Raw genomic sequence first — 3,307 nt, 5'->3', positions numbered from 1 at the left:
GGGGGGTTGAGCGTCGCTGATGGTGCGCGCGTGGTGGCGTTGCGCAGTAAGGCGATTGCGGCGTTGTCGGGTTTGGGGGGGATGGTGTCGGTGTCGGCGCCGGTGGAGCGGGTGGAGGAACTGCTCGGCGAGGGTGTGAGTGTGGCGGCGGTCAATGGTCCGGGCACGGTGGTGGTTTCCGGTGGTGTGGCGGAGTTGGACCGGTTGCTGGCCGAGTGTGCCGCCGGTGGTGTGCGGGCCAGGCGCATCGATGTGGACTACGCCTCGCACTCCGCCCAGATCGAGCGAGTCCAAGCCGAGATTCTGGCCGGGCTGGAGGGAATCGCGCCGGTCCAGGGTCAGACCGCGTTCTACTCCACGGTGACCGGGGCGGCGCTGGACACCGCGGAACTGGATGCCGGGTACTGGTACCAGAACCTGCGCTCCACGGTGCGCTTCGCCGACACGGTGCAGGAGTTGCTGGGTGCCGGGTTCGCGCACTTCATCGAGGTGGGACCGCATCCGGTGCTGACGACCAGCATCCAGGACGGGATCGAGCAGGCCGGGGTGGACGCCGCGGTGGTGGGCACGCTGCGCCGCGACGACGGCGGATTGGACCGGATGATCGCCTCGGTCGGCCAGGCCTGGTGCCACGGCGTCGCGGTGGACTGGGCCGGCATGTTCGCCGGCGCCGCTCAGGTGGACCTGCCGACCTATGCCTTCCAGCACGAGCACTACTGGCTGGCCGGTGGCGCGACGGACGCCGCCGGGCTGGGCCAGACGCGGGTCGAGCACCCGTTGCTGGGCGCGGTGCTGGACCTGCCGGACACCGGCGGCGTGGTGCTCACCGGGCGCGTCGCGCTCGGAACCCAGGCATGGCTTGCCGATCACGCCGTCAACGGCACGGTTCTGGTGCCCGGTGCGGCGTTGGTGGAACTGGCCGTGCAGGCCGGCGAGCGGGTCGGCTGCGACCTGCTGGAGGAACTGACCCTCGCGGCGCCGGTGTTACTGCCCGGCAACGGTGGGCTGGACCTGCAGGTCGTCGTCGGCGGCGCGCAGGACGACGAGCGGCGACCGGTGAGCATCTACAGCCGCGACCAGGGCGCGCCGGCCGAGATCGCCTGGACCCGGCACGCCACCGGCACGCTCGCCCCCGCCGGGCCGCCCGCGGCGCGCACCGAGATGGCCGAGTGGCCGCCGGCCGGCGCCGAACCGGTCGCGCTGGACGACGTCTACGCAGAGCTGGCGGCCGCCGGATTCGGCTACGGCCCCACCTTCCAAGGACTGCGGCGGGTCTGGCGGCACGGCGCCGACATCCTCGCCGAGGCGGCCCTGCCCGAGACCGTGGCCGGGGACGCCGGGCGGTTCGCGCTGCACCCGGCCCTGCTCGACGCCGCGCTGCACGCGCTGCTCGCCGCCGACCGGGCCGACCTGAAGGTGCGGCTGCCGTTCAGCTGGACCGGGGTCTCCATCACGGCCACCGGCGCGACCACGGTGCGCGTGCGGCTGCGTCCGGTCGGGGAGGACACCATCGCGGTCCACCTCGCCGACACCACCGGGGCGCCGGTGGCGTCCATCACCGGGCTGAACGTCCGGCCGCTGGGCTCGCAGGTGCTCCGCCCGGCGACCACCGTGACGGCGCAGTCACTGTTGAGTCTGCAGTGGACACCAGTCGCGGTAGACGAGGCCGCCGGCCCGGGCAGCCTCGCCGTGCTCGGCGCGGACACCCTGGGCCTGAACGCGCCGTCCTATCCGGACCTGGCCGCACTGGCCGGTTCCGGTGACATACCGGACCTGGTGGTGCACGCCCTGCCCACGGCGGCCGGGGTGCGCGAGCTTACCGGGCAGGTCCTGGAACTGATCCAGACCTGGCTGGCCGCCGACCAGTTCGGCACCGCGCGGCTGGTCCTGGCCACCCGCGACGCTGTGGCCACCAACCCCGACGACGACGTCGATCTCGCCCACGCCGCCGTCTGGGGCCTGGTCCGCACCGCGCAGACCGAGCACCCGCACCGGTTCACCCTGCTCGACCTCGATGCCGATCCGGCGCCGGTCGCGGCGCTGGCCGGCGAGTCGCAGGTCGCCGTGCGGGCCGGGCAGGTGCTGGTGCCCCGGCTCACCCGGGCCGGGTCCGACGGGGTGCTGGTCCCCCCGCCCGGCGAACCGGTCTGGCGGCTGGACGCCCAGAACAAGGGCACCCTGGACCGGATCGAGCTGGTCGCCTACCCGCAGGTGCTCGAACCCTTGGCGGCCGGCGAGGTCCGGATCCAGGTCCGGGCCGCCGGCCTCAACTTCCGGGATCCGTTGCTCGCCCTCGGCATCTTCTCCGACACCACGACCGGCGGCGAGGCCGCCGGTGTGGTGACGGAGGTGGGCTCCGGCGTCACCGGCCTGGCCCCCGGCGACCGCGTCTTCGGCATCGTGTACGAGCCGTTCGGCCCGGTCACCGTCGCGGATCACCGGGTGCTGCGGCGGATTCCGGAGCAGTGGACGTTCGAGCAGGCGGCCTCGGTGCCGGTCACGTTCCTGACCGCCTGGTACGGCCTGAAGGAAGTGGCCGGGGTCGGCCCGGGCGACCGGGTGCTGGTGCATGCGGCTGCTGGTGGGGTGGGGATCGCGGCGGTGCAGTTGGCTCGGTATCTGGGTGCGGAGGTGTTCGGCACGGCCAGTGCCGGTAAGTGGGATACGTTGCGGGCGTTGGGTTTGGACGATGATCACATCGCCTCGTCGCGAACGGTGGAGTTCGAGCAGCGGTTCCTGGCGGCGACCGGCGGTCGCGGTGTGGACGTGGTGCTCAACTGCCTGACCGGCGACCTGCTCGAGGCGTCGCTGCGGTTGCTGTCGGATGGCGGCCGGTTCGTCGAGATCGGCAAGACCGACATCCGCGACCCCGAACAGGTCGCGCAGGCCCACCCCGGGGTGCGGTACCAGGCCTTCGACCTCATCACCGCGGCCGGTGACCGGCTCGGCGACCTGTTCGACGAACTGCTGGTCCTGTTCGGCAGCGCGGCGGTTGAGCTGTCACCGATCTCCACGTGGCACATCACCCGGGCGGTGGAGGCGTTTCGGTGTCTGAGTCAGGCCCGGCAGGTGGGCAAGATCGTGTTGCGGAGGCCGCGTCCGCTTGGTGGTGGTGCGGTGTTGGTCACGGGGGGGACGGGTGTGCTGGGTGGGTTGTTGGCGCGGCATCTGGTGGCCGAGCACGGGGTGCGCGATCTGGTGTTGACCAGTCGTCGTGGTCTGGCCGCTGAGGGTGCGGTGGAGTTGCGTGATGAGTTGGCCGGGTTGGGTGCGCGGGTGACGGTGGCCGCGTGTGATGTGGCGGATC

At 72.5% G+C, this 3,307-nt stretch carries 1 protein-coding gene; it reads left to right on the top strand.

Going from position 1 to position 3,307, the window contains the following annotated elements:
• Positions 1–30 precede the first annotated feature (30 nt).
• A partial coding sequence (locus VFO68_RS06975) for an acyltransferase domain-containing protein (RefSeq protein WP_325157340.1) occupies positions 31–3,307 on the top strand: 3,277 nt, incomplete at its 3' end.

The organism is Actinophytocola sp., assembly GCF_035712165.1.
GTDB lineage: Bacteria > Actinomycetota > Actinomycetes > Mycobacteriales > Pseudonocardiaceae > DASYTH01.
The sequence above is the reverse complement of the archived record's forward strand: the minus strand, read 5'-3'. Positions and strand labels throughout refer to the sequence as shown.